Source organism: Streptosporangium sp. CA-135522, assembly GCF_050949235.1.
Lineage (GTDB): Bacteria > Actinomycetota > Actinomycetes > Streptosporangiales > Streptosporangiaceae > Streptosporangium.
This window is the reverse complement of sequence record NZ_CP192026.1, coordinates 9,955,750-9,979,650: the sequence shown is the minus strand read 5'-3', so window position 1 is coordinate 9,979,650 and position 23,901 is coordinate 9,955,750. Positions and strand designations below refer to the sequence as shown.

The 23,901-nt window shown below is 69.2% G+C and carries 25 protein-coding genes; 18 read left to right on the top strand and 7 right to left on the bottom strand.

Going from position 1 to position 23,901, the window contains the following annotated elements:
• Nucleotides 1-57 precede the first annotated feature (57 nt).
• Both ACQPYK_RS46755 and ACQPYK_RS46750 read right to left on the bottom strand, forming a co-directional pair.
• Nucleotides 58-537, bottom strand: a complete 480-nt coding sequence (locus ACQPYK_RS46755; RefSeq protein ID WP_433247288.1) for a hypothetical protein — start codon at nucleotides 535-537, stop codon at nucleotides 58-60.
• A 30-nt stretch (nucleotides 538-567) separates the two neighbouring features.
• A complete protein-coding gene (locus ACQPYK_RS46750) occupies nucleotides 568-1,992 on the bottom strand; it encodes a hypothetical protein (RefSeq protein ID WP_433247285.1) in 1,425 nt (474 codons plus the stop codon).
• A gap of 757 nt (nucleotides 1,993-2,749) precedes the next feature.
• On the opposite strand from ACQPYK_RS46750, the gene ACQPYK_RS46745 reads away from it, so the two are divergent.
• From ACQPYK_RS46745 to ACQPYK_RS46720, 6 genes are all read left to right on the top strand, one after another.
• Entirely contained in the window at nucleotides 2,750-2,965 is a 216-nt protein-coding gene (locus ACQPYK_RS46745; RefSeq protein WP_433247282.1) for a hypothetical protein, read from the top strand.
• A complete protein-coding gene (locus ACQPYK_RS46740) occupies nucleotides 2,962-3,279 on the top strand; it encodes a hypothetical protein (protein ID WP_433247279.1) in 318 nt (105 codons plus the stop codon). The genes ACQPYK_RS46745 and ACQPYK_RS46740 overlap by 4 nt, the downstream gene beginning before the upstream one ends.
• A gap of 138 nt (nucleotides 3,280-3,417) precedes the next feature.
• Nucleotides 3,418-3,765, top strand: coding sequence for a putative ATP-grasp-modified RiPP (gene tgmA / locus ACQPYK_RS46735; protein ID WP_433247276.1), 348 nt, complete (start codon nucleotides 3,418-3,420; stop codon nucleotides 3,763-3,765).
• A gap of 3 nt (nucleotides 3,766-3,768) precedes the next feature.
• Nucleotides 3,769-4,740 carry an ATP-grasp ribosomal peptide maturase gene (gene tgmB / locus ACQPYK_RS46730; protein WP_433247273.1) on the top strand — a complete coding sequence of 324 codons (972 nt, stop codon included), beginning with the start codon at nucleotides 3,769-3,771 and terminating at the stop codon, nucleotides 4,738-4,740.
• An 8-nt stretch (nucleotides 4,741-4,748) separates the two neighbouring features.
• Nucleotides 4,749-5,864 carry an ATP-grasp peptide maturase system methyltransferase gene (gene tgmC / locus ACQPYK_RS46725; protein WP_433247270.1) on the top strand — a complete coding sequence of 372 codons (1,116 nt, stop codon included), beginning with the start codon at nucleotides 4,749-4,751 and terminating at the stop codon, nucleotides 5,862-5,864.
• A 203-nt stretch (nucleotides 5,865-6,067) separates the two neighbouring features.
• Nucleotides 6,068-7,543 (top strand): APC family permease, encoded by a 1,476-nt coding sequence (locus tag ACQPYK_RS46720; RefSeq protein WP_433247267.1) that lies wholly within the window; start codon nucleotides 6,068-6,070, stop codon nucleotides 7,541-7,543.
• Between the two features lie 37 nt (nucleotides 7,544-7,580).
• On the opposite strand, the gene ACQPYK_RS46715 is transcribed toward ACQPYK_RS46720, so the two are convergent.
• A complete protein-coding gene (locus ACQPYK_RS46715; RefSeq protein ID WP_433247264.1) occupies nucleotides 7,581-8,339 on the bottom strand; it encodes an IclR family transcriptional regulator in 759 nt (252 codons plus the stop codon).
• Nucleotides 8,340-8,413: 74 nt separating this feature from the next.
• Here ACQPYK_RS46715 and ACQPYK_RS46710 point away from each other — a divergent pair, with 74 nt between their 5' ends.
• From ACQPYK_RS46710 to ACQPYK_RS46655, 12 genes are all read left to right on the top strand, one after another.
• Nucleotides 8,414-9,868 carry a 2-hydroxymuconic semialdehyde dehydrogenase gene (locus tag ACQPYK_RS46710; RefSeq protein WP_433247261.1) on the top strand — a complete coding sequence of 485 codons (1,455 nt, stop codon included), beginning with the start codon at nucleotides 8,414-8,416 and terminating at the stop codon, nucleotides 9,866-9,868.
• Entirely contained in the window at nucleotides 9,861-10,658 is a 798-nt protein-coding gene (locus ACQPYK_RS46705; protein WP_433247258.1) for a 2-keto-4-pentenoate hydratase, read from the top strand. The genes ACQPYK_RS46710 and ACQPYK_RS46705 overlap by 8 nt, the downstream gene beginning before the upstream one ends.
• Complete coding sequence (locus tag ACQPYK_RS46700) at nucleotides 10,655-11,713, top strand: acetaldehyde dehydrogenase (acetylating) (RefSeq protein ID WP_433247255.1); 1,059 nt, start codon at nucleotides 10,655-10,657, stop codon at nucleotides 11,711-11,713. Before ACQPYK_RS46705 ends, ACQPYK_RS46700 begins: the two co-directional genes overlap by 4 nt.
• Entirely contained in the window at nucleotides 11,710-12,723 is a 1,014-nt protein-coding gene (dmpG, locus tag ACQPYK_RS46695) for a 4-hydroxy-2-oxovalerate aldolase (protein WP_433247252.1), read from the top strand. The genes ACQPYK_RS46700 and dmpG overlap by 4 nt, the downstream gene beginning before the upstream one ends.
• Nucleotides 12,724-12,728: 5 nt before the next feature.
• Nucleotides 12,729-13,496 (top strand): 2-keto-4-pentenoate hydratase, encoded by a 768-nt coding sequence (locus tag ACQPYK_RS46690; protein WP_433247249.1) that lies wholly within the window; start codon nucleotides 12,729-12,731, stop codon nucleotides 13,494-13,496.
• Nucleotides 13,493-13,915: a RidA family protein gene (locus ACQPYK_RS46685; protein ID WP_433247246.1), complete on the top strand. Its 423-nt coding sequence runs from the start codon at nucleotides 13,493-13,495 to the stop codon at nucleotides 13,913-13,915. Before ACQPYK_RS46690 ends, ACQPYK_RS46685 begins: the two co-directional genes overlap by 4 nt.
• The gene (locus ACQPYK_RS46680) at nucleotides 13,912-14,427 is read left to right on the top strand and encodes a 3-hydroxyanthranilate 3,4-dioxygenase (protein ID WP_433247243.1); all 516 of its coding nucleotides are present in this window, start codon (nucleotides 13,912-13,914) and stop codon (nucleotides 14,425-14,427) included. Before ACQPYK_RS46685 ends, ACQPYK_RS46680 begins: the two co-directional genes overlap by 4 nt.
• Nucleotides 14,428-14,528: 101 nt before the next feature.
• Nucleotides 14,529-14,759 (top strand): hypothetical protein, encoded by a 231-nt coding sequence (locus tag ACQPYK_RS46675; protein ID WP_433247240.1) that lies wholly within the window; start codon nucleotides 14,529-14,531, stop codon nucleotides 14,757-14,759.
• A 5-nt stretch (nucleotides 14,760-14,764) separates the two neighbouring features.
• Entirely contained in the window at nucleotides 14,765-15,478 is a 714-nt protein-coding gene (locus ACQPYK_RS46670) for an ATP-binding cassette domain-containing protein (RefSeq protein ID WP_433247237.1), read from the top strand.
• Between the two features lie 89 nt (nucleotides 15,479-15,567).
• On the top strand, nucleotides 15,568-16,791 hold the full coding sequence (kynU, locus tag ACQPYK_RS46665; RefSeq protein ID WP_433247234.1) for a kynureninase: 1,224 nt from the start codon (nucleotides 15,568-15,570) through the stop codon (nucleotides 16,789-16,791).
• A gap of 120 nt (nucleotides 16,792-16,911) precedes the next feature.
• Nucleotides 16,912-18,696, top strand: coding sequence for a hypothetical protein (locus tag ACQPYK_RS46660; protein ID WP_433247231.1), 1,785 nt, complete (start codon nucleotides 16,912-16,914; stop codon nucleotides 18,694-18,696).
• 125 nt (nucleotides 18,697-18,821) lie between these two features.
• Entirely contained in the window at nucleotides 18,822-19,436 is a 615-nt protein-coding gene (locus ACQPYK_RS46655) for a LysE family translocator (protein WP_433247228.1), read from the top strand.
• A gap of 72 nt (nucleotides 19,437-19,508) precedes the next feature.
• Here the strand turns inward: ACQPYK_RS46655 and ACQPYK_RS46650 are convergent, their stop codons facing one another.
• The 4 genes from ACQPYK_RS46650 to ACQPYK_RS46635 all read right to left on the bottom strand — a co-directional run bounded on the left by ACQPYK_RS46650 (nucleotide 19,509) and on the right by ACQPYK_RS46635 (nucleotide 23,846).
• Nucleotides 19,509-20,315, bottom strand: coding sequence for a hypothetical protein (locus ACQPYK_RS46650; protein ID WP_433247225.1), 807 nt, complete (start codon nucleotides 20,313-20,315; stop codon nucleotides 19,509-19,511).
• Nucleotides 20,316-20,648: 333 nt separating this feature from the next.
• A complete protein-coding gene (locus tag ACQPYK_RS46645; RefSeq protein WP_433247222.1) occupies nucleotides 20,649-21,023 on the bottom strand; it encodes an MmcQ/YjbR family DNA-binding protein in 375 nt (124 codons plus the stop codon).
• Nucleotides 21,007-22,083 carry a DUF2293 domain-containing protein gene (locus ACQPYK_RS46640; RefSeq protein ID WP_433247219.1) on the bottom strand — a complete coding sequence of 359 codons (1,077 nt, stop codon included), beginning with the start codon at nucleotides 22,081-22,083 and terminating at the stop codon, nucleotides 21,007-21,009. Before ACQPYK_RS46640 ends, ACQPYK_RS46645 begins: the two co-directional genes overlap by 17 nt.
• A 29-nt stretch (nucleotides 22,084-22,112) precedes the next feature.
• Entirely contained in the window at nucleotides 22,113-23,846 is a 1,734-nt protein-coding gene (locus tag ACQPYK_RS46635) for a pyruvate dehydrogenase (RefSeq protein WP_433247216.1), read from the bottom strand.
• Nucleotides 23,847-23,901 lie beyond the last annotated feature (55 nt).

Here is a 23,901-nt window from a genome sequence, read left to right as displayed (position 1 = left end):
TCCTGACTCAGGTGGCAATCCCCTCGAACCGTAGAGACTTCGGAAGCCCGGTTCGTATTACCCCCTGGCCGCACCCTCCGGCCAGATCACGGTCACTTGCACACCACGCTGCCGAGCTTCCACCACGACGTCGGCCGTACCGCCTGCACCCGTGGACGGCTCCCCATCCCATACCGCCATGAGTTCGTCGATGGAGCTCAACATCGCCGTATTGGCTCCGATGTACGCCTCCCGGTTGGCGTGATCGAAATCCATGACACGCACCCGCGCGGCCTTGCCCAGCAGCCGGTCGAACTGCTCTATGTGATCCGGCTTGACCTTGGTGTCGCGGTAGTCCCGTGAAGGCAGGACGACTTCAAGCGTCCCGCCCATCTCCAATACGGCGTCGGCGAAGAGAGAGTCGGCTCCGCGGGCGATGCAGGACACCCCCACCACCTCATCGGCTACCTGCGCAAGATACGAGCGAAGGGCGTCGGACACGAGACGAGCCGTATCCGGGGTCAGGTTCATATGGCCGGTAACACCGATACGCATCATCAGCATCTCCTGATCGACGACAGTGTTCTCCTAGCGTGCCAGCGTCTCCCGAATCTGTTGACTCAGTCCGGCCATCGCGGAGTCACTCCGAGCCGTGATCTCCACGTACAGCTCGCGGAGTTGAACGCGCACCCGGTCGGACTGAACTTGGCCGGCCGTGTCCGCAGCGGCACTCCCCGCTGCGACCGTCTCTCCTAGGTCGCCGTTCAACAAGTGCGCTTGAGCGAGCCCTATCTGGTCCAAGGCCAGGCTGCGCATGCTGGAACGCTTGCGAAGCTCCAGGGCCCGGCCGATATGAGTCACGGCATCGGCGGCGTGACGGCTGTTCTGGCGCGCCATCTCCAGGTAACGTCCGCCGGTGACGCCAGCGAACTCGGCCGCGTCGAAGTAGCTGATCCATTCGGGGTCGGGGTCGTCTTCGCAGATCTCGGTGAAGGCATCCTCGGCCGCGTCCGTCGCTCTCCGGAACGCTTCGTGTCGGCCGAGCGCGGCGTAAGCCCATGCCTCGCGGGTGTGCAGCATGGCCCGCAGCCGGGGCGTGCCGACCGTTTGAACTCCGTCCAGGGCCAGGCGGATCAGCTCCAGTGCGTCCTGCGGCCGGTCGAGGTAGAGCAACTGGCGAGCCATGGACGCCAGAACACTGGCCCCGAATGGTTGGTCCCCGGTGGGCTTGGCCGCCTGGAGGGCCAGGACGTAGTACTTCTGCGCCGCGGTCTGCATGCCGCAGTCCCACGACATCGTGGCGGCGATCTTCGCCAGCTCGGCCATCACGTGGAACAGCCGCACAGTGATATCGCGAGGATGGGAATCTCGAAGCAGGTCGGCGACCTCGTTGAGCTGGCCGATCACCGCTTTGCGTGCCAGGCCTCCGCCTCGGGAGTCGTCCCAGGTCCGGAAGACGTCGGCGGTCGCCTCAAGCTGAGCCACTTCATCAGCACCGATGCGACCCGGCCGGGAGGTGGCGGGAAGCTCTCTCGGGCTCTTGGTCAGCCAGCGCTGAACAGGATCGATGAGCGGAAGTCCCGCTGTTATGGCCAGCGCCTTAACGGCTTGGCGACGGTCAAGCATTAGATCACTTCTAGTGACGTCGTAAATGGCGCTTGCTGTAGATCGCGGTTCCCATATCCAGGGTAGAGCCGGTTCAGCCACCATAACACTCACTAATTCATCGCTCTCAGTGGGAGCTTGGGACACGAGCGGTGAGGAATTGAAGATAACAGCCTCATCAAGACAAAAAGCTCGGGCATACAGCGTTGGATACGGGTCCCTTGGCCGGTGCTCGCCCGCCTCCCAGCTCTTGATGTTGCGGATGATGCTTTCACGCGCAGGCAGATGGCCACGTGTCTCCTCGCTGGCTGCTTCTACCAGCCGCTTGGCCATATCGCGTTGAGACCATTCGCGATCACGCCGCTCATCCCGTAACCGTGCTGCCCAGGGGGGAACCGCGCCGGTCATCGGCACACCTCTTCGGAAGCAGGGGAAAGGGCTCTTTCCCTTAGTTTCCCCTAATCCCACCTGGTCGCACGTGCTTTTACAGCGATCTCATAAGAGGTGACTGTCTAAAACAAACGGAACCCGCGGGCGCTGACACGCCGCACGGGTTCCTTGATCAGGAAGTGACTCCTGACCCGTGACCAACTTTAATGCTCCGATCTTGGTTCGGCGGACGGCAAGTGACTGCGGCTGCTTCGCCGACGCGCCGCCGATGCCCATGGGTTGCGCCGTCTGCGGCCACGCCCCTTACGCGCACGGCTGTCCTGGCCGGCCCGCTGACCACGAGTACACCCAGCCCTCCGGCGCGTTGATGGCCGCGCGCTTGGAGGCTCGCCGTACCGGGTCAACCCGCCTGTCCTGCCCCGACTCGCCCGCCGTCGTGGCCCCGGCCGAGACGGTCCCACCTGTGCCCGCGCAGCCCTGCCCCGAGGGGGCTCCGACCACGGTGCCCGCCGTACCCGCGCCTCTGCCCGAGCGGGTGTCGCGTCCCGTACGACGCCCGGCACCCACGCCCCGGACCACCGTCACCTGTCGGCATATAGACGGGCGACGGCCGATGTCCTGTGCCGCGCGCGGCCTCGGCATCACCGCGTCCCCACGGCGGCCGTCCCTGCCGTACTGCGGGCTCCAGAGGCTTCTTCCCCATCGCGCAAGGCGGACCCGCCCGACGCTCCGAACGACCGGACGGGTCCTTGACCGGACACAGGAGGTCCGACCCATGGAGGATGTTAGATCCAGGATGCCCGAGCCCGCGATCCCCGGCTGGCGGCTGATCCTCAGTGACCGGGGCCGCTTCTGGGCAGTCCGCGAAAAGCCGTTCCCCCGGGGCGCGCTGCACGCCGGAGCCGAGCCCATCGTGGACGCCGACACCTTCGACGGGCTGGAGGCCGAGGTCGAACGGCAGGAAGAGATCGCCAAGCAGGTGGTCGCGTGATCGGGAACCCCCGCACACCCGGCCGCCACCGCGCGGGCCTGGCCCCCGTCGCCGTCGTCCCACGCCGTCTGTGGGACGGCCCGGCCCGTGCCGAAGCCGAACGGCTGGACGGCGCCTGGCCGGGGTGGACCGTCCTGTACGGCGCAGGCGGCCGCCGCTTCTACGCCATGGCGACCTGGCCGACGCCGGAGGCGCTGATCGTCTCTGATCCCACCCCCGAGGGCCTGGAGGCTCAGATGCACGATGCGGAGATGGCCCGGATCGTCCAGCGCCGGCCGTATGCGCCCGTGCCGGCCGGGGCCGGCCGCTCATGAGCAGGCACGGCGGCACCGTTTCCCAGGCGCGTGCCGCCGTGCCGTGGTTACCGCACAGCGCGGCGCGGAGGGGCGCCGGCGTTGTGCGTGACGCGGGCGGGCGGAGTCGTTACCCGACCCGCCCGCGTCGTCCAGGCGATGACCAATCCCGATGGGCAGACCTCATCCTCAGAGGTCCTCATGCGGGGGTGTGCGCCGTCACTCAATCCCAGCAACAACGACAGAAAGAAGGAAAGCATGACAACAGCAGTCGCCCCTTGGGGGCTCGGCCGGATGAGTGAATCTTTTCCGGAGGCCGAGTCGCCGTACATGACGGTCCAGCTCGACCCAGCGACCCAGCTCACCCGCTTTCACGGTGCGGACGGCGTGATCGTGGACATGGGCAAGAAGACCTACGCCACCATAAGCATGTCGAAGGGCGGCGGGAGCGACGGCTCAGGCGGCAGCGCGAACGTCGCGGACGACTCCAACACCGACTCGGCGTAGCGGATGCGGCCATCGCCACAAACCGTGCTGGTCATCACATCGGCGGAGGACGTCACCGCCAACCTGGTGATCGAGGCGCTGAACATGCGCCAGGTGCATGTTGCCCGCGTCGATCCTGCCGATATCGGCGCCGAACTGGTGTTCAGCGCCTCCATCGGTGATGGCTGCGGAGAGTGGGCTGGCCGACTCCGCACACCGAGTCGCGACATTGCGCTCGCGGAGGTCGGGGCGGTGTACCACCGCCGCCCCACCTCGTACTCGGCCCGGTTCGCCCACCTGCCCGCCCAGCAGCGCACCTTCGCTGTCACCGAAGCTCAGCACGGACTCGGCGGCATCCTGAACAGCCTGCACGGCGCGGTGTACGTCAACCACCCCGCCGACATCAGAAGGGCGGACTTCAAGGTCGCTCAGCTTCAGGTGGCCTCCCGGCTCGGTCTGCGCATCCCGCGGACCTTGGTCACCAACGATGCGGAGCAGGCGCGGAGGTTCGCCGAGCACAGCCCGATGATCTACAAATCGTTCCGGGGCGTTCCACATGCCTCAGACGGATCCGCTAGTGCGATATGGACGCAGCGGGTCACCCCGCAAGAGCTGGACGACTCGGTGGCAGTGACCGCCCACCTGTTCCAGCAGGAGGTGCGAAAGGCCGCTGACGCCAGGGTGACCGTGATCGGGCGGAACGTGTTCGCCAGCAGGATCAGTTCCCCCGACGGCGCTCTCGACTGGCGCAGCGGTGACTGGGAGAAGCTGGTCCACGACCCTATCGACGTACCCGAACCGATCAATCGTGCCCTACACGCCTACCTCGACCGGTTCGGGCTGGTGTTCGGCGCATTCGACTTCGCACTCGAAACCGACAGCGGTCAATGGATCTTCATCGAGTGCAACCCCAACGGGCAGTGGGCTTGGCTGCCTGACTCAGACGCGATGGCGCACGCCATCGCTGACGTACTACTGGAAGGGTGGTGGCCGTGAATACGGCCATGAAACTCCGCCACGCGCTGGCAGAGCATGTAGGGTCTCCCGACTGGCGCAAGGCGATCGAGCAGGTGCCGCGTGAGCTGTTCATCGGAGATGCCGTCTATCTGCGCGACGCGGCTCGCGGCGACCTGTGGACAGCCGCCCACCGTGCCGAGATGGACGAAGGCGACTGGCTGGCCCTGGTCTACTCCGATGAGACATGGGTGACCCAGGTAGACGGAGTACTGGCCGAAGAGGCGACAGGTGTGGTGACGGGCTCTCCCAGCTCGTCGTCCACGACTCCGAGCCTGGTCGTGCGGATGCTGGAGGCCGCCCAGATCACCGACGGTGACACGGTGCTGGAGATCGGCACCGGCACCGGCTACTCCACCTCGCTGATGTGCCACCGGATCGGCGACAGCGCGGTGACCTCGATCGAGTACGACCCTGCCGTGGCCGAGCGCGCCAGTAAGGCCATCACCGAAGCCGGATATGCGCCGACGCTGGTTGTGGGTGACGGCCTCCACGGCTACGACGACAACGCCGAATACGACCGGTTGATCGGTACCTGTTCGGTACGGACCATCCCGCCGACGTGGATGGGGCAGGTACGCGCCGGCGGAACCATCACCACCCCTATGTGGGGCTGGATGGGCGGGGTCGCGTTCGCGCATCTCACCCTCGCCGAGGACGGCACGGCGAGCGGACGCTTCCTGCCTGACGACTTGTACTTCATGCGAGCCCGCTCCCACCTGCCGCCGCCCAGGCCGCCGGTCATGACGGGCATCGGGGACGCTCGGGAGAGCAGGATCGATCCGGCAATTTTGGATGACGAAGCCGCACTGTGGGTCGCCCAGCTCGCCGCGGCGGGCACCCAGCGGTCGGTGGCCGGCGACACGACGATCCTGTTGGACGTCGCCACCGGCTCCCGGGCCGACACCAGGCCCAACCCCGGCGGTGGGTGGACGGTTCACCAGCACGGTCCCTTGCGCCTGTGGGACGCGGTCGAGGACGCCGTCCTGCTCTGGCAGGACGCCGGGTCTCCGCACCAGTCGGCGTTCGGCCTCACCGTCACCCGGGAGGGTCAGTACGTCTGGCTGGGCGACCCCCATGGCCCGAGCTGGAACCTGCCCGCATAGACGAAGGCGGTCCCGGCCCCCGCGTGTGTCTCACGTATCCGGCGTACCGCGAAGACCCGTACTTGCCGGCTGCTGCGACACCACGAATTCAAGATCAGTAGTTTTCGGAAAAGGATTTTCGGAAAGGGTCTCGGAAGAGAGTCTTGGAACGGAATTCGACTCGCCGGTTCCAGGACTGACGCCCCCCGCCAACGGAAGGTGGGGTGGCTGAGGTGGCGGAAGCTTCGGCGGGCGCGCAGGCCGGCGAGAGTTCCGTCGAGCTTGCGGGCTATCGGCAAGAGCTGAAACGGACGCTCGGCTCTTTTCAGGTGTTCGCGATCTCGTTCGCGTTCATCTCGGTGGCGGTCGGCATCTTCGCGACGTACGACGACGTGCTGCAGAACGCGGGGCCGGTCGGGATCTGGCTTTGGGCCATCGCGGCGGTGGGGCAGACCCTGGTGGCGTTGGTGGTCGCGCAGTTCGCGGCCCGCATCCCGCTCAGCGGCTCCTCCTACCAATGGGCCTCGCGGCTGGCCAACCCCAAGATCGGCTGGGGGTTCGGTTGGCTGACCTTCTGCTACCTGGCGATCGCCGTGGTGGCGGTCGACAACGCGCTCGCGAGCCAGGCGTTCATGCCGCTCGTCGGCATCGAGCCGGACGAGGACACCGCGCGCTTGATCACGCTCGGGGTGCTGCTCATCCAGGTCTTGCTCGCAGTGGGCTCGACGCGCATCGTCAGCTTGATCAACGCGAGTGCGGTGGGGCTCGAACTGGTGCTCGTCGTGGTGGTGGCGATCGCGCTCGTCATCGCCGTGGCGATCACGGGCAACGGCGCGGTCGACAACCTCACCTCGCGTGGTGTCGCCGAGAACGCCCCCGACTATTTCGCCGTCGGCGGCGGGTTGATGCTCGCGATGATCATGGGCCTCGCTACGCTCGTCGGCTTCGACGCCGCGGCGAACCTGGCTGAGGAGGCCAAGGACCCCTATCGCACCGTCCCGCGCGCGATCGTGGGATCGGTCGTGGCGGCCGGGCTGCTGGGGCTGCTGTTCCTGATCTCGCTCACCGTCGCGATCGACGATATCCCCCGGATCAGCGCCAGCGGCTCGCCGGTCGCGGCGATCATGCGCGATCAGCTCGGTCCGGTGATGGAGAGGACGCTGCTGGTCGCGATCACGTTCGCGTTCTTCGGCGCCGGGCTGGTGGTGATGGCCGCGTGTTCGCGGATCGTTTTCGCGATGTCGCGCGACTCACGCTTCCCCGCCCACCGGCTGATGCGGCGGGTCGACCCGCGCACGCATACGCCGGTCCCGGCGACGATCCTGATCTTCGTCGTGGGGGTCGTCCTGATGGTCGCGCTGCCGGGTGCGGCACTGCTGGAGCTGATCACGGCGGCGACGATCCTCCCGGCGATCATCTACGGCTTGACGATCATCCTCTACCTGGCGGTGCGCGGACGATTGGATCGCAAGAAGGGCGCGTTCGACCTCGGACGCTTCGAGCTGCCGGTCGCGATCGGCGCGCTGGTGTGGTCGGTCGTCGCGCTGTTCGTGCTGGTGGTGCCCGCGGGAGCGTTCGTCCCCGTCCTGATCGTGGTCGGCTTGCTCCTCGCGGGCGGGCTGTTCTTCCTCGGCCTGCTGGTATTCGATCGCCAGGCGCTGGAGACCGAGCCCGGAGACGTGAGCGTCTTCAAGCATTGACCGCGGGCCCGTCGATGCCCCTGGGGCCGGCGGGCGGTCAGATGGTCCTGGCCAGGGCGCGGGAGATGCCCAGGGCCGCGGCTTTGACGACGGGGGCCAGGCGGGTGGGCTGGAACCGGGCGAGGGGGACGGAGACGGACAGGGCGGCGACGGCCACGCCGGCGCCGAAGATGGGGGCCGCGATGCAGGCGCCGCCGAGCTGGGCCTCCTCGCGTTCGTAGGCCAGGCCCGCCGCCTGGATCTGGCCGATGGCCTCCTCAAGGCGCTGCGGGTCCACGATCGAGTGGGGGGTCATCCGGCGCAGGGGGCGGCCGAGAACCTCGTCGATCAGGTCGGGCCCCGAGTAGGCCAGCAGGGCCTTGCCGATTCCGGTGCAGGTCAGGGGGAGACGCCCGCCGACACGGGAGGGCAGGGCGAAGGCCGCCTGGCCGCGGATCTTCTCGACGTAGACCACGTCCAGGCCGTCGCGCACGCCCAGGTGCACGGTCTCGTGGGTGGCCTCGTAGAGATCGTGCATGAAGGGCAGCGCCGCATGTCTCAGGTCGCGTTCCAGGGGCACGATGCAACCGAGCTCGAAGAGGCGACGGCCCAGGTAGTAGCCGTCGTCGCGGCGGGTGACCGCACCGATCTCGGCGAGCTCGGTGAGCAGCCGGAAGGCGGTGGTCTTGGGCAGGTGGCACCGTTCGGTGACATCGGCCAGACGCAGGGGACCTCCCGTGGGGCGGAACGCGTCGAGCACGAGCCAGGACTTCTCCAGCACCGAAAGGTGGTCGGGGTTCCGTTTCACGGAACACATTGTTGCCGATGAACGGCTCTCACCTCTATACCCGTACCTAATGGCCCAGCCGGGTCCTACCCTGAGGAGAAGCCTTGTCTGACCAGGTAACCCACTTCATCGGTGGGGTGCCGGTCGCCGAGGGCGCGACGTTCGCCACGCACGACCCGGTGACCGGGCAGCCGGTCCGCCAGGTCCACGAGGCGGACCGAGCCATCGTCGACCGGGCGGTCGCCGCCGCACGTGCGGCCCTGCCGGAGTGGGCGGCGCTGCCGGTGGCGGAACGGGCCGCCTGGATGCGCCGTCTCGCCGACGCGATCGAGGAGCGGTTCGAGGAGCTGGTGGCCGCGGAGATCGCCGACACCGGTAAGTCGATCACGCAGACCCGCACGTTGGACATCCCGCGGGGCGCGGCCAGTTTCAGGTCCTTCGCCGAGATCGCGGCCCAGCGCCCGGAGAGCGCGTTCCATCTGCGCGACGTGCTGAGCTACACCGTGCGCAGGCCGCTCGGCGTGGTCGCGGTGATCGTGCCGTGGAACCTCCCCTTCCTGCTGGCGACCTGGAAGATCGGCCCTTCGCTCGTGGCGGGCAACACGATCGTGGTCAAGCCCTCCGAGCACACGCCGGGCTCGGTCGCGGTGCTGGCGGAGATCGCCGCCTCGATCGGCCTGCCGCCCGGCGTCCTCAACGTGGTGCACGGGTTCGGCGGCGGTTCCACCGGCCAGTTCCTGGTGGAGCACCCGGGCGTGGACGCGGTGACCTTCACCGGCGAGAGCCGTACCGGATCGACGATCATGAAGAGCGTGGCGGACCGGGTCAAGCCGGTCTCGTTCGAGCTGGGCGGCAAGAACGCCGGGCTGGTCTTCGCCGACGCCGACCTGGACGCGGCGGTCGAGGGAAGCGTGCGGTCGGTCTTCACCAACGGCGGCCAGGTCTGCCTGTGCACCGAGCGGCTCTACGTGGAACGGCCCGTCTTCGAGGAGTTCACCACGCGGCTGGCCGAGCGGGCGGGAGAGCTGAGGTTCGGGCGCCCCTCCGACGAGGACACCACGATGATGCCGATGATCTCGGCGGAGCATCGGGACAAGGTGCTCTCCTACTACGAGCTGGCCAAGAACGAGGGCGCCGAGATCCGGGCGGGGGGCGGCGTGCCGCGGTTCGACGACGACCGCGACGGCGGCTACTACGTCGAGCCGACCGTGCTGACCGGGCTCGCGCGCGACTCCCGGGTGAACCGGGAGGAGATCTTCGGCCCGGTCTGCCACGTCGCGCCGTTCGACACCGAGGCCGAGGCGGTCGAGCTGGCCAACGACAGCGAGTACGGCCTGGCGGCGACGGTCTGGACGACCAGCCTGAACCGGGCCCACCGGGTCGCCCGGTCGCTGGAGGCCGGCCTGGTCTGGGTCAACACCTGGTACCTGCGGGACCTGCGCACCCCGTTCGGCGGGGTGAAGCTGTCGGGCATCGGCAGGGAGGGCGGCACGCACTCGCTGGACTTCTACTCCGAACCCACCACGATCACGATCAAGCTGGAGCTGGGACATGACTGAGTGGAGCGAGGCCACGGACGTGCTCGTCGAGGCGGCCGACCAGCTGCTCGAGGCGGGGCGCAGCGGCAAGCCCTGCCCGCCGGTACGGGAGACGCTGCCGGACAGGACCGCCGAGATCGGCTACGCCGTACAGGAGATCAACACCCGGCGGGCGCTGCACGACGGCCGGAGGCTCGTCGGACGCAAGATCGGCCTGACCTCCCAGGCGGTCCAGCGCCAGCTCGGCGTGGACCAGCCGGACTTCGGCATGCTCTTCGCGGACATGGCCTACCTCGACGGTCTGCCCATCCCGACCGGCCGCTTCCTGCAGCCCAGAGCCGAGGCCGAGATCGCGCTGGTCCTCAAGAGCGACCTGGTGGGCGGGCCGTTCACGGTGGCCGAGGTCATCCGGGCGGTCGACTTCGTACTGCCCGCGATCGAGATCGTGGACAGCCGGATCGCGGGATGGGACATCACGCTCGTCGACACCATCGCCGACAACGCCTCCAGCGGCGCCTTCGTCCTGGGCAACACGCCCGTCCCGCTCGCCGGCCTGGACCTGCGGCTGGCCGGGATGACCATGAACCGGCGGGGCCAGGAGGTCTCCACCGGCGCGGGCGCGGCCTGCCTCGGGCATCCGCTGAACGCCGCCGTCTGGCTGGCCGACGCGCTGGGCCGCAGGGACTTCCCGCTGCGCGCCGGGGACATCGTGCTCACCGGGGCGCTCGGCCCTGTGGTGCCCGTCGAGCCCGGCGACGTCTTCGAGGTCGTCATCGACGGTCTCGGCTCGGTGCGGGCGGTCTTCTCATGACCCTCGGCGACAACGTGACCCTCGACGACGAAATGGCCCTCGGTGACGACATGGCTCTCAGTGACAGCGTGACTTCCGGCGACGCCGGCGCGACGACGCCGGCCGCCGGGCGGGTGAGAATCGCGATCATCGGCTCGGGGAACATCGGCACCGACCTGATGTTCAAGGCGCTGCTGTCCGATCGGGTCGAGGTCGTCGCGATGGCGGGCATCGACCCCGACTCCGACGGCCTCGCCCGCGCCCGCAGGCGCGGGGTGGCCACGACCCACGAGGGCGTCGAGGGCCTGGTCGGCCTGCCCCGGTTCACCGAGGTGGACCTCGTCCTCGACGCGACCTCGGCGAAGGCGCACCTCCACAACGACCGGGTGCTCCGGGCACACGGCAAGCGGGTCATCGACCTGACCCCCGCCGCCGTCGGGCCCTACGTGGTGCCTCCGGTCAACCTGGACGCCCATCTCGCCGAGCGCAACCTCAACATGGTCACCTGCGGCGGGCAGGCGACGATCCCGATCGTGGCGGCGGTGGCCTCGCAGGCCCCCGTCAGGTACGCCGAGATCGTCGCCTCGATCGCCTCCCGGTCCGCCGGGCCCGGCACCCGCGCCAACATCGACGAGTTCACCGAGACGACCTCACGGGCTATCGAGGAGGTCGGCGGGGCCGCCAAGGGCAAGGCGATCATCGTCCTCAACCCGGCCGAGCCACCGCTGATCATGCGAGACACGGTCTACTGCCTGGTCGACGAGTGTGACGAGGCCGCGGTGGCGCAGGCCGTGCGGGACATGGTGGAGAAGGTCCGTGACTACGTGCTCGGCTACCGGCTCAAGCAGGACGTGCAGTTCGAGAGGATCCCGCCGGGAGAGCCGCTGCCCGGCGGGGGGCGGAACGGTGGGACCAAGGTGAGCGTCTTCCTGGAGGTGGAGGGGGCGGCTCACTACCTGCCCTCCTACGCCGGAAACCTGGACATCATGACCTCGGCCGCGTTGCGCACCGCCGAGCGGCTGGCGGAGCTGCCGGGCGGATCGGGCGCGATCATGGATGCGAAGGTGGGCGCGTGAAGCTCTACGTCCAGGACGTGACGCTGCGGGACGGCATGCACGCCATCCGGCACCGCTACACCACGGCCCAGGCCGCCGAGATCGCCGCGGCGCTGGACGCCGCCGGTGTGACGGCCATCGAGATCGCCCACGGCGACGGCCTGGCCGGGGGCAGCTTCAACTACGGCGCGGGCGCGCACACCGACGACGAGTGGATCGAGGCGGTCGCGGGAGCCGTACGGCAGGCGAAGCTGACGACCCTGCTGCTGCCCGGCATCGGAACGATCCACGATCTCAGGCGCGCTCACGCGCTCGGCGTGACCTCGGTCCGGATCGCCACCCACTGCACCGAGGCCGACATCTCCGCTCAGCACATCGCCACCGCGCGCGAGCTCGGCATGGACGTGGCCGGGTTCCTGATGATGTCCCACATGGCACCGGCCGAGGAGCTGGCCCGGCAGGCCAAGCTCATGGAGTCCTACGGCGCGCGGTGCGTCTACGTGACAGACTCCGGCGGCCGGCTGACCATGGACGGGGTCCGGGAGCGGGTCCGGGCCTACCGCTCGGTGCTCGACGAGGACACGGAGATCGGCATCCACGCCCACCACAACCTGGGACTGGGGGTGGCCAACTCGGTCGTGGCCGTGGAGAACGGCACCTACCGGGTGGACGCCTCCCTGGCGGGGATGGGCGCGGGCGCGGGCAACTGCCCGATCGAGGTGTTCGTCGCGGTGGCCGACCTGATGGGCTGGGAGCACGGCTGCGACCTGCACGCCCTGATGGACGCCGCCGACGACCTGATCCGGCCGTTGCAGGACCGGCCGGTCCGGGTGGACCGGGAGACGCTGACGCTCGGCTACGCCGGGGTCTACTCCAGTTTCCTGCGTCACGCCGAGGCCGCGTCCGCACGCTACGGGATCGACACCCGCACCATCCTGACCGAGGTGGGCCGCCGCCGGATGGTCGGCGGCCAGGAGGACATGATCGTGGACATCGCGCTGGACCTGGCGCGTGCGGAAGGGGCCTCGTGAGACCGATGACCGACGTCCACAAGCTCGCCGCGGTGCTGGACGAGGCGGCGCGCACGGCCCGCGCGGTGCCGCAGCCCGAGCAGGACTACGACGTGGCCACCGCCTACCGGGTCCAGGAGGAGCTGCTGCGGCTCCGCCTGGAGCGGGGTGACCGGCTGTCGGGGGTGAAGCTGGGCTTCACCAGCGAGGGCAAGCGCCGCCAGATGGGCGTGCACGATGTGATCTTCGGCCGGGTGCCGGAGTCGTCGGCCGTTCTCGACGGTTCATGCGCCGATATATCGGGCTATATCCATCCGCGCGTTGAGCCGGAGGTCGTCTACCTGATCGGCCGCCGCATCGCCACGGTCGCCGACGCGCTCGCGCCCGGTGCCGTCGCGGCGGTCGCCCCCGGCATCGAGATCATCGACTCGCGCTATGAGAACTTCCGGTTCTCCCTGCCGGACGTGATCGCCGACAACACCTCGGCCGCCGGATACGTGATCGGCCCATGGCAGCCCTGGGATTCCACCCGGTGGAACCTCGGCGTCGTCTTCGAGATCGACGGTCGCCCCGCGCACACCGGTTCCACCGCCGCCATCCTGGGGGACCCGCGCCGGGCCGTCGTCGAGGCCGCCCGCCTCGCCGCGGCGAACGGGGTGGTCCTGGAGTCCGGATGGATCCTGCTCGCCGGGGCCGCCACGCCCGCCGAGCCGCTGCCCCCGGGCGCCTGCGTCAGGGCCGAGATCCAGCACCTGGGCTCGGTCTCGTTCACCGCCGCCAGGGGGGAGTCGTGACCGACGGGCTCGTCGTCCGCGGGAAGGCCACGCCGCGTGGAAGGTTCCCGCACGTCAAACGGGCCGGGGACTTCATCTACGTGTCGGGCACCAGCTCCCGCCGGCCGGACAACACGATCACCGGGGCCGAGGCCGACGAGTTCGGCACGGTCAGGCTCGACATCGCCGAGCAGACCCGGGCCGTGATAGAGAACATCGGCGACATCCTCAGGGCGGCCGGAGCCGACCTGAGCGACCTCGTCCAGCTCACCACCTATCTGGTGAACATGAACGACTTCGGTGGCTACAACGCGGTCTACGCGGAGTATTTCGACGAGACCGGTCCGACCCGCACCACCGTGGCCGTTCATCAGTTGCCCCACCCCCACCTGCTCATCGAGATTCAAGCCGTGGCCTACCGACCGGAGGAACGCCAGTGATCCCCCCCATCGACTTCACCAAGTGGATCGACGAGCACGCCCACCTGCTCAAGCCGCCGGTGGGCAACAAGATCATATTTGAGGACTCCAACGACCTCATCGTGATGGTCGTCGGCGGCCCGAACGCGCGGACCGACTTCCACGTCGATCCGTACGAGGAGCTCTTCTACCAGGTCCGCGGCAACATGCACATCAACGTCATGACGCCCGAGGGGCCGGAGACCGTTCACGTCCGCGAGGGTCAGATGTGGCTGCTCCCGCCGAACCTGCCGCACTCGCCGCAGCGCCCCGAGGAGGGCTCGGTCGGTTTCCTGGTGGAGCGGGTCCGGCCGGAGGGCGTGCTGGAGAAGTTCCGGTGGTACTGCCAGGAGTGCGACGCGGTGGTTCACGAGGTCGAACTGCAGGTCCGCGACATCGTGGCCGACCTGCCGCCGATCTTCCAGGCCTTCTACGACGACGAGAAGTCCCGCACCTGTGACGCCTGTGGCGCTCTTCATCCAGGCAAGGGATAACCTTTGATCATTGACGTTCACGCGCACCGTGCCCCAGGGGCCGACCGGATCTCGGCCGGCCCGGGGCGCCGTGGCTCCAGGTGTGAGCCGAGCGTGAGGCCATGATCATTCTAAGTGATCACGAGTTTCACCCGGTCCGAGAAGACCGCCGGAGCGCGTCGCGGACGCTGATGGACACGATGGGAGAGGGCCGGGTCACGCTCGGCTCGGACCTGCCCCGCCCGCTGGGCGAGTCGCCGGTGGGATCGCCGATCGAGGAGGCGGGACTCCCGTCCGGCACCGCCCGCACCGAGCCCCTCGGCGGCGACGCCGCGCGGGTCCCCGGTCGGTGACCTTCGTGTTGTCGTTGCACGGGGTGACGATGCACTTCGGCACCGTCAAGGCCGTGGAGGAGCTGGATCTGACGATCCGCCGGGGCGAGCGCCGCGCGTTGGTCGGATCGGCCGGGTCCGGCAAGTCCACGGTGATGCGGCTCATCGCCGGAGCGATCCGGCCCACCGGAGGCCGGGTCGAATACGACGGGCAGGACGTCACCGACCTGCCCGAGGGTCGCCGCTCGGGCATCGCCAGGATCTTCCAGCACGGCACCGCCGTGGCCGGGCTGACCTGCGTGGAGCACGTGGCGATGGCGTTGGGCGCGCACACCTGCGGCAGGCGGCTCACCCCGCTCGCACCGGACCGGCGGCACGCCATGGCGGTCGAGGTGCTCGACCTGCTGCGGATCGTCGGTCTGGCGGAGGAGGCCAACCAGTCGACCGACCGGTTGCCGCCGGGCTCCCGGCGCAGGCTGGAGATCGCCATGGCGCTCGCCGCGCGGCCCCGGCTGCTGCTGCTGGACGAGCCGATGACCGGGATGACCGCGCAGGAGCGGGCCCTGTTCGCCGACCTGGTCCGGGGGCTGCCCGCCGACCTGGCCGTGGTGCTGACCGGTGGCGACCGGGAGGCCGTGGCGGCCGTGTCCTCACACGTCACGGAGCTCGAACGGCCCGAGCAGATCACGGTCCCCGCCTGGAGGGTTCGGCGCCGTCCGGCCCGGGCATGTCGAGCGTAAGTTCCATGTCCCGGAACCCCTCTATGCCCTGGCCTTCACCGATGCCTGATGATGGAGGAGCTGGTAAGCACCTAACTCGGAGATGATTCGTGACCATCAGCCGTGCGGACTGCGTCGCCCTCGACGCGGACGATCCTCTCAAGCACCTCAGGGACGAGTTCGTCCTGCCCGACGGAACGATCTACCTGGTCGGAAACTCACTCGGGGCCATGCCCAGAGCGGCCTCGGCCGCGACGGCGCGGGTCGTGGAGCAGGAATGGGGCCGTCAGCTGGTCGGCGGCTGGAACTCCGCCGGCTGGTTCGACCTGCCGCTGACCACCGGTGACCGTCTGGCCCCGCTGATCGGGGCGGGCCCCGGCCAGGTCGCGGTGGGCGAGAGCACCTCGATCAACATCGTCAAGGCCGTCACGGCCGCCCTGGGCCTGCGTCCCGGGCGCCGAGTGGTCATCTCCGACCTCGCCAACTTCCCGACCGACCGCTACGTGGTCGAAGGCCTGGTCAAGGCGCTGGACGGCTACGAGGTCCGGGACATCGGGGACCTCGACGAGGCCCTGTCGGACGACGTCGCGTGCGTACTGCTGTCGGAGGTGGACTATCGGACCGGGGAACGCCACGACACCGCCGCGGTGACCGCGCGGGTCCAGGCGGCGGGCGCGCTGATGATCTGGGACCTGTGCCACAGCGTCGGCGCCTTCCAGGTGGACATGTCGGCGGCCGACTTCGCGGTCGGGTGCACCTACAAATACCTCAACGCCGGCCCGGGAGCCCCCGCGTTCATCTACGTCCACCCGCGTCACCAAGCCACGGCCGAGCACATGCTGACCGGCTGGCACGGCCATGCGGCGCCGTTCGCGTTCGAGGCGGGTTTCCGCCCCGCCGAGGGCATCCGGCGCTTCACCGTGAGCACCCCGCACGTGCTGTCCTTCGCCCCGCTCAACGCGTCGCTGGACATCTGGGAGCGGGTGGACCTGGCCGAGGCCCGGGCCAAGAGCGTGGCGCTGACGTCGCTCTTCATCGACCTGGTCGAGGAGGCCGGCGCGCCGTACGGTCTGGAGCTGGTCTCGCCCCGGGACCCGGAGCGCCGCGGCAGCCAGGTCAGCCTCCGCCACCCCGACGGCTACCCGGTCATGCGCGCGCTGATCGACCGCGGCGTCCACGGGGACTTCCGCGCCCCCGACGTCCTGCGCTTCGGCTTCGCCCCGCTCTACATCCGCTTCGCCGACGTCTACGACGCCGCCGCCATCCTGGCCGAGGTGCTCCGCGAGGAGCACTGGCGCGACGAGCGGTACCGGCAGCGCCTGGCCGTCACCTAAGGGCTGGTGTTCCGCGAGATGGAACCCATCAGGTTCCATCTCGCGGAACGGAGCGTGGTCGCAGAGGGGGCGGAACCGAAAACCTGGCCGCGTTCCCCCCTTTCATTGAAAGGTCGCGCCATGCGCCACTTTCTCCGGCATGCCCTGATCACCTCCGGCGTCGCGGGCCTCGTCCTCACTTCCGGTACGGCGGTGCGGGCGGCGGCCCCCGACGACCCCGACATCCCCTCCGTCTGCGGCGACCGTCGCCCGGCCGACCCCCAGCCCGGCGCGTACGGCATGCAACTGGACGGCGGCTTCCGGCACCCGTCCCTGACCCCGGCCGGTGAGGAGCGCTTCGCCTTCCCCGGCGGCGCCCAGGACATCTTCGGAAAGACCAAGGGCTACGACCCGAAGTCCTACATCGAGGGCCCGATCAAGCTGGAGGCCGCCTACCGCGGTCCCGCGTTCACCCCCGACTACTTCCACAGCTGGCAGAACATCGTCGACTTCGACGGTCGCCGTTACCTGTTCCAGTACGACCGCAGCGAGGGCCGCGTCTACGACGTGACCGACGTCAAGAAGGTCAAGGTCGTCGAGTCGCTCAGCCGCAACGACATCAAGGCCGAGTACGGCGAGAACGTCGAGGTCAAGGACGGCAAGGACTGGAAGGCCCACGACTACTGGGGCGCCTCGACGATCCAGTGGAACGCCGGGCTCGACGCCTACGTCATGGTCCAGAGCTTCGAGCAGAAGCGGCAGGTCGGCGAGCTGGGCGACGCGGCCGAGCATTCCAAGTTCCACAACGCCGAGGGCGTCAGGAAGCTTCGTGAGACCACGAGCTTCAAGGGCTTCAAGGTCTACCGCCTCGACGGCCCCCGCAAGAAGGACTGGAAGCTGCTGGCCACCGTCACCACCGACGGCTCGGTGGACGACCCGCTGAACGCCCCGGTGAACGGGCCGCAGCAGGGATCGGGCTCGCTGGACGTGCCGTACTGGACCGGCGGCAAGTACATGTTCGTCGCCGCGGCGCCGCTGGACACCTGGAGCAACACCGAGGTGCCCACCTACCTGTACTCGGCCGGCTACCAGGCCTACGACATGTCCGACCCGGCCAAGCCGAAGAAGGTCGGGGAGTGGCACCGCAAGGGCCAGGTCGCGGACGAGAGCGCCGACTACGCCAGGAACCCGCGCTGCGGCAACCAGACGTCCTGGATGGGCGCGCGCATGCCGCTGTTCATCCCCAAGCCGGTCGAGCAGGGCGGCCGGTACGGCTTCGCGGCCATGGGCGGTTACGGCCTGTCGGTGCTGGACATCTCCGACCCGGCCAGGATGCGGGAGATCGCCCACTTGGACCTGCCGATGTCGGTCGGCGGCACCGAGGCGGACAACGTGGACGTCTCCCAGTTCGAGAAGACCGGCATGATCTACGTGTCCGGCTATCCGCTGGGCGAGGACTGCCACGAGCCCTACAAGGACATCTTCCAGGTCGACGTCCGCGATCCGGCCAAGCCGCGCATCGTCGGCGCCCTGCCCAGGCCCAAGCCCGCCGCGAACGCCCCGTTCGGCGACTACTGCCAGCGCGGCGGCAGCTTCGGCCCCAAGCGTTCGGGCTACTACACCTCGCCCGGCGATCCCCGGCAGGGCCTGCTGCCGTACGCGTTCTACAACGCCGGCGTGCAGTTCTTCGACACCCGCGACCCGAAGCACCCGAAGATCGTCGCGCAGTTCGTTCCCACGGGCTTCGACAGGAAGGTGCCCGACTACGCCCTGGGCAACCAGACCCACGGCACCTACGTCGAGTGGGACCGCAAGATCGCCTGGGTGTTCACCAACGACGGCATCTACGCGATCTCCTCCAAGAAGCTGCTCGGCACCCCGAACCTGGGCAGGCCGGCCAAGCCGTTCCGCAACAGCGCCAGGTGAGGCCTCCCCGGCCGGGAGAACCTCCCTCTCCCGGCCGGGTGACCGTGGGGTTTCCCCGAATGCGTAGGATGAGCGCGCCCACAAGGCACCTCGCACCATCCGATGTTCAGGGAGACCCCCGTTCCATGCTGACGACCTTCGCGGTCACGGCGCTTGTAATGATCATGATTCCCGGGCCTGACCAGGCCCTGATCACGCGCAATGCCCTCGCCTTCGGCCGTACCGCCGGCCTGCTGACCATGTTCGGCGGCCTGCTCGGCCTCACCGTCCACGCCACCGCCGCCGCCGTCGGCCTGTCGGCCCTGCTGCTGACCTCCGCCACCGCGTTCACCACGCTGAAGATCGTCGGCGTGGTCTACCTGCTCTGGCTCGGCATCCAGGCCCTGCTCTCCAGTCGCCGTACGGCCGCCGCCCCGCAGGTCGTCCTCCAGGAGCGGCGCTCCCCGCTGCAGCACATCCGCAACGGCTTCCTGTCGAACACGCTCAATCCCAAGGTCGCGCTGTTCTTCGTCACGTTCCTGCCGCAGTTCCTGCCGGCCCACGGCAACCCGCTGCACCAGGCCATGCTGCTGTCGGCCATCTTCGCCGGCCTCTACCTGGTCTGGTTCAGCTTCTACAACGTGCTCGTGGACCGGATCGGCGCCCTGCTCCGCACGCCCAGGATCCGGGCCCGGGTGGAACGTGCCACCGGCCTGCTGCTGGTCGGCTTCGCGATCCGGCTGGCCGTACAGCAGCCCTGAGACCGGCCGCGCGGCAGCCCCGGCCCGAAACCGGGGCCGGGGCTGCCGGACGAGCGGCTACGGTCGCGTCCCCTACTTGGGGGACAGCTGGTGTCCCTTGTAGATCGGGTGCTTGGTCTCCCAGTATCTCCAGCCCTCCACCCTCGCGGGGACGCTGGCGACACCGGTGGCGACCACGTGCGAGCTGCAGTCGCTCAGCTGGTGCCACGAGGAGAAGCCCACGCGGTAGCCGAAGACGCGGTACCAAAGGTTGCCGTACATGCCGTCGCTGATCTCCTGCGTGTACTCGTGCCCCGTCTCGACGATGAGCTCCTCGGCGAGCAGCGGGTTCACGTTGTTACGCAGCCGGCGGAGCAGGGCCTTCGTGTCGACGATCCCGTTGGCGGTCTCGTTGGCGGTCGAGTTGGTGGTCGTGCCGGCGGTCGTGCTGGTGGTCGTGCCGTTGGTCCTGGTGGTACTGGTGGTGTGGAGCTTGTCGATCTCGGAGCCCTTCTCCCTCTCGATCTCGACCTCGAAGTAGACGCGGTGCTGCCGCCTGACCGACGCCGTCACCGAGCCGCCGGGGCCGTCGATGAAGTGCGTGCGGGGAACGAAGAAGTTGATCGGATGGAAGCCGTGGAACCTGAAGAAGTTCCTCGGCGAGCACTTCCTCTCCGCCTCCTCATGGAGCGAGGGCAAGTGAGGGTTGGGAGTGGAGGCCGCGACCGGAGCGGCGAACTCGGCGGCCTGGGACGCGCCGGTGGTCGAGGCCAGGGTGGCGGCGAGCGCCACGGACAGGGAGCCGGCCAGGGTCAACGTCGCCAACCCCTTCGTCGGCCGGCGCCGCTTCGACCGGGTGTGCGCGGTGATGGGATTGATCTGGGGATCGGGCGTGAACATAGAAATACTGTTCCTTTCGGAACGCGGCTCGCGGCCGCGACTATCTCGCTGGCCGGAATGCGGCCCGTGCCGGTTCGCTGAATAGCTCAACGTGACAGTAAGGATGCTTACAGTCACCAGTGGGTGCATTGCGGTGCCACGCCGCCCCTGATTCCCTTAAACAGGGAAAGGAGGGGTGAAAAGGTGTCTACGCCGATTGTCCTTGACGGTCGGCTTGGAAGCCGGCCGCGCCGCTCTGGCCGCCGATGCGAGGCGGACCGGCCGTACCAGGTAGACAGGCCGTGCCGGACAGGCCGTGCCAAGCGGGCCCGCTGTGCCGGGCCGACGGTGTCGTCAGGCCTGGCCGGTGATGTCGAGCCGGGCGGCGAGCCTCCTGGGGGCGACCGCTCGGTAACTCTCCTCGATCCAGTCGAGCAGCACCTCGGTCTCGGGCGTGCCGGCCAGCGGGATCGTCACCCATCCGGCCCTGCCGAGCCCGTACCCCGAGGGCTTCGCGCCCGTCACGGCCAGCGCGTGGCCGTTCGACTCCGGCAGCTTCACCCCGACGGCCGGGCTCCTCGATCCGTCCGGCTCCTCGGCCCCGAGGAACACGAAGATCTTCTTGTTGACCTTGACGACGGTCTCGCCCCACGGGTGATCCTCATACGCCTCGGGCAGGCTCAGCGCGAAGTCGAGCAGCGTCTGGCGGACCTCACGCCGATTCTCCATGGGCGTCATTGTGCACGGGGGCACCGACAGTCGTGCGCCAGCGGTCGAGCACCCGGTCGATGGTCGCCCGGATTCGGTCCCGTGCCTCGGAGCGGGACACCCCCGACATCAGCAGCCGGTCGTAGTCGGTGTCGAGGTGCCGCACCGAGGCGACCACGGCCAGTGTGATCGCGTCCTCGTCGAAGATCCGGGCGGCGGCGGTGCGCCCCACCCGGCCGCTGCCCCGCTGCCCCGCGTGCCGGGCGATCTCCTCGGCCCGCTCGGGCGGGCAGCCGGGGAACATCCGGGAGATCTCCCTGGCCATCGCGGCCTGGAACTCCACGTCCTCGCCGGCGCGTCGCACCCGGTCGCGCTCACGGCGGCGCAGCCGTACCTCCTCGTCGGCCAGGCACCGCCCCTCGGCCAGTGCCAGCGCGGCCTCCTCGACCAGGACGCCGCGCCGTTCGTAGCGTTTGCGCCGGGGGTTGAACCTGACCACCACGGCGGCCAGGCCGCTCTCCTTCTTCGCCCGGCGGCTGAGCGCCGCGTCACCCGCGGGCAGGAAGACGAGGTGGTCCATGTCCGCGCAGGTCAGACAGTGCGGACCGGCGTTCTCCATGATCAGGTAAGGGCCGGTGCCGGCGCAGCCCGCGCACCCCCACGGCTGCTGCGGCTCCACCACGACGAGGTCGGGGGCCTTGTTCTGCCGCTCGGTGAGCTGCCGCAGCCGGGCCTCGCTCATGTCCGGCGAGATCCAGTGGACCCGGAAGGCACGGTCGTCCCCGTCGGCGACGAACCGCAGCTCTCCCCGGTCCCGGCCGCCGGACACATAGGCGGTCTCGCTCGGGGTGAGCCCCCGGCCCAGCGCCCAGCGCCGCAGCGCGGCCACCGCGTCGGCCATCTTGGCGCCGTCCACGGCCGCGAGCTCCTCCAGCGCGGCGACCCGGCCCTGCCGCCAGGTGTCCACGTGCCGGGCGTGCAACCACCGGATCCCGGTCAGCACGTCGATCGCGGTGACGAACTTCCGCTGCGCGAGCGCGGCCTCCGCCGCCTCCACGATCCGGCGCTCAAGTTTGCTCACCCGCTCAAGCTTGCCCTACCCGGCGGGTGTCACGGGCGCCGGATGTTGCGCAGGTTCGCCCGCGCCATGTCGATCATGCGTCCCACCCCGCCGGTCAGCACGACCTTCCCCGCGCCCAGGGCGAACCCCTTGACCTGCTTGGCGGTGATGCGCGGCGGCATGGAGAGCACGTCGGGGTCGGTGACCACGTCCACCAGGTACGGCCCGGGCGTCGCGAAGGCGGTGGCCAGCGCCTCACGGACGTCGGAGGGCTTCTCGACCCGGACCGAGCCCAGCCCGATCGCGGCGGCGATCGCCGCGTAGTCGACCGGCGTGACGTCGGTGCCGAAGTCGAGCAGCCCGTCGACCAGCATCTCCAGCTTCACCATGCCGAGCGAGGAGTTGTTGAACACCACGATCTTGACGGGCAGGTCGTACATCTGGACGGTGAGGAGCTCGCCCATGAGCATGCCGAGCCCGCCGTCGCCGGAGAGTGAGACGACCTGCCGCCCGCGACGGGCGAACTGGGCGCCGATGGCGTGCGGGAGCGCGTTGGCCATGCTGCCGTGTTTGAAGGAGCCGATGACACGGCGGCGGCCGTTGGGGGTGAGGTAGCGCGCGGCCCAGACGTTGCACATGCCGGTGTCCACGGTGAACACCGCGTCGTCGGCGGCGAGCTCGTCCACGATGTTCGCCACGAACTCCGGATGGATCGGCGTGTGGTGCTCGATGTCGCGGGTGTAGGCGTTGACGACGGTGTCGAGCGCCTTCACGTGCCTGGACAGCATCTTGTCGAGATAGCGGCGGTCGGACTTCTGCGCGACCTCGGGCAGCACCGCGCGCAGCGTCTCGCCGACGTCGCCGTGTACGGCCAGCTCCAGCGGAGTTCTGCAGCCCAGCCGCCCGGCGTCGTGGTCGATCTGGACCGTGTGCCGGCCCGGCAGGAAGTCGTCGTAGGGGAAGTCGGTGCCGGCCAGCACCACCAGATCGGCCTCGTGCATGGCCTCGTAGCACGCGCCGTAGCCGAGCAGCCCGCTCATCCCCACGTCGTAGGGGTTGTCGAACTGGATCCACTCCTTGCCGCGCAGCGCGTGCCCGACCGGCGCGAGCGTGCGCGCGGCCAGCGACATGACCTCCGCGTGCGAGCCGCGCACCCCGGCGCCGCAGAACAGCATCACCTTCTCCGCGCTGTTCAGCGCCGTGGCCAGCTCCGCCACCTGATCGGCAGGGGGCCGGAGCGTGCCGTGCCGGGTGAGGAGCTCGTGAGCGCCGGTGTCGTGCTCGGTCGGCAGGTCCGCGACGTCACCGGGGAGCACCACGACCGCGACGTCGTCGTCGCCGATCGCGTGCTGGACGGCGGTGCGCAGCACCCGGGGCATCTGCCGGGCGGTGCTGATCATCTCGCAGAAGCCGCTGCACTCCATGAACAGCCGTTCAGGGTGGGTCTCCTGGAAGAAGCCGGTGCCGATCTGGACGCTGGAGATGTGCGAGGCCAGCGCGAGCACCGGCGCCCGGCTGCGGTGGGCGTCGTAGAGCCCCTGGACCAGATGCGTGTTGCCGGGGCCGCAGCTTCCCGCGCAGACCGCCAGGCGACCGGTGATCTGCGCCTCGGCCGCGGCGGCGAACGCCCCCGCCTCCTCGTTGCGCACGTGCACCCACTCGATGCCGCCGCCCTTGCGGATCGCGTCCACGATCGGGTTCAGGCTGTCGCCCACCACCCCGTAGACCCGCTCCACCCCGGCCTGGCGCAACACCTCGATGAACTGTTCGGCAACGGTGCCCATGGTCCCCCCTCGCTCGTCGCGTCACCGGGTTACCTCACCGGATTTCGCCGAGTCA

Coding starts and splice junctions, on each gene's coding strand:
- ACQPYK_RS46755 (WP_433247288.1), bottom strand. CDS start 537: ATGATGCGTATCGGTGTTACCGGCCATATGAACCTGACCCCGGATACG.
- ACQPYK_RS46750 (WP_433247285.1), bottom strand. CDS start 1,992: ATGACCGGCGCGGTTCCCCCCTGGGCAGCACGGTTACGGGATGAGCGG.
- ACQPYK_RS46745 (WP_433247282.1), top strand. CDS start 2,750: ATGGAGGATGTTAGATCCAGGATGCCCGAGCCCGCGATCCCCGGCTGG.
- tgmA (WP_433247276.1), top strand. CDS start 3,418: ATGACCAATCCCGATGGGCAGACCTCATCCTCAGAGGTCCTCATGCGG.
- tgmB (WP_433247273.1), top strand. CDS start 3,769: ATGCGGCCATCGCCACAAACCGTGCTGGTCATCACATCGGCGGAGGAC.
- tgmC (WP_433247270.1), top strand. CDS start 4,749: ATGAAACTCCGCCACGCGCTGGCAGAGCATGTAGGGTCTCCCGACTGG.
- ACQPYK_RS46715 (WP_433247264.1), bottom strand. CDS start 8,339: ATGTGTTCCGTGAAACGGAACCCCGACCACCTTTCGGTGCTGGAGAAG.
- ACQPYK_RS46705 (WP_433247258.1), top strand. CDS start 9,861: ATGACTGAGTGGAGCGAGGCCACGGACGTGCTCGTCGAGGCGGCCGAC.
- ACQPYK_RS46700 (WP_433247255.1), top strand. CDS start 10,655: ATGACCCTCGGCGACAACGTGACCCTCGACGACGAAATGGCCCTCGGT.
- ACQPYK_RS46690 (WP_433247249.1), top strand. CDS start 12,729: ATGACCGACGTCCACAAGCTCGCCGCGGTGCTGGACGAGGCGGCGCGC.
- ACQPYK_RS46675 (WP_433247240.1), top strand. CDS start 14,529: ATGATCATTCTAAGTGATCACGAGTTTCACCCGGTCCGAGAAGACCGC.
- ACQPYK_RS46660 (WP_433247231.1), top strand. CDS start 16,912: ATGCGCCACTTTCTCCGGCATGCCCTGATCACCTCCGGCGTCGCGGGC.
- ACQPYK_RS46655 (WP_433247228.1), top strand. CDS start 18,822: ATGCTGACGACCTTCGCGGTCACGGCGCTTGTAATGATCATGATTCCC.
- ACQPYK_RS46650 (WP_433247225.1), bottom strand. CDS start 20,315: ATGTTCACGCCCGATCCCCAGATCAATCCCATCACCGCGCACACCCGG.
- ACQPYK_RS46645 (WP_433247222.1), bottom strand. CDS start 21,023: ATGGAGAATCGGCGTGAGGTCCGCCAGACGCTGCTCGACTTCGCGCTG.
- ACQPYK_RS46635 (WP_433247216.1), bottom strand. CDS start 23,846: ATGGGCACCGTTGCCGAACAGTTCATCGAGGTGTTGCGCCAGGCCGGG.